Annotated in this window: 1 protein-coding gene and 1 pseudogene; both read left to right on the forward strand. The window is 45.6% G+C overall.

Annotated features, from left to right (window positions below):
• Nucleotides 1–543 (forward strand): annotated as a pseudogene (locus OGY04_RS00065) (hypothetical protein); the annotation flags it as partial.
• Nucleotides 527–957 (forward strand): DUF1240 domain-containing protein (locus tag OGY04_RS00070; protein WP_286573055.1); only part of this gene is annotated, 431 nt, incomplete at its 3' end. The pseudogene OGY04_RS00065 and the gene OGY04_RS00070, both read left to right, overlap by 17 nt.

Below are 957 nucleotides of genomic sequence, written 5' to 3' on the forward strand. Positions count from 1 at the left end.
GCTTATCAGGGAAAGCTGTATGTGAAGATTACGGGCTACCCTTCTCTGCGGCGCATTCTTAACGGAACCCGTTACCGGATAAATCATCCTAAGGTACTTGAAGTGGGCATTGGCAGCGCCGGGTTTCGAAATGGCATAATGTCAGGGGCCAGATTCTGTATCTGGTTTTCCGCATGCTGGCGGTTGATTGAGCTGGCCTTTAAATCAGAGCATGACGTCGCCGCATTGCTGGGAAACGTGACGATGGATGTGGCGAAGGTGATTGTGAGTGTTTTTGTCTCGCAATCAGTGGGTAGTACTCTTGGGTTAGCTGTACCTCTATTGTTCTCTAGCGCCGCCGTTCCGGTTTGGGGAGAAATTGTCGGTGTCGTTGTATTAGGTTTTATTATTACCTGGTCTCTGAATGAAGTGGACAACAAATATGAGCTATCAGACAAACTGATAGCGTGTATTCGTGAGGGACTTAAAGAACGGCAAAGAATCGAAGAGAGGAACATCCAACGGCTGGGGTGCAGAAGCTCCCTTTATGGCGGAAATTATTGACATGAAGCATAATATTAATCTGGTGAATATTAAGAAGAGATGCAACTTATTTCTCTGTATATTCATTTTTGGGGGGGGGACTTGGGTGGAGTATATTGCCAGCGTACCGGATCTCACCGATCTTATTGAATCCAGAAGCATCGTCTATTTTTTCTGGGGTTCATTTTGCATGTTTTTCATGATTCCGGTGACCGGTTGCTTTACTTTGGGCACTGCCTATCTGGCTTTTGCGAAAAGCATGCAGCCGCCAAAATTCTTCGACAGGACATTTACCATTGTTTTCCACGTCGCGGGGGTAGGATTTGTTATTGGTAATATTTTCTCTTTTATTGTTATTTTTTATCCTCTTGGTACTAACTATGTTTTATGTGAGCGTCCAGGCCCGACGTCTGGCACCTATTACACCCGGACCGA

Origin of the sequence: Citrobacter sp. Cpo091, assembly GCF_030332645.1 — a bacterium.
Taxonomy (GTDB): domain Bacteria; phylum Pseudomonadota; class Gammaproteobacteria; order Enterobacterales; family Enterobacteriaceae; genus Citrobacter; species Citrobacter portucalensis.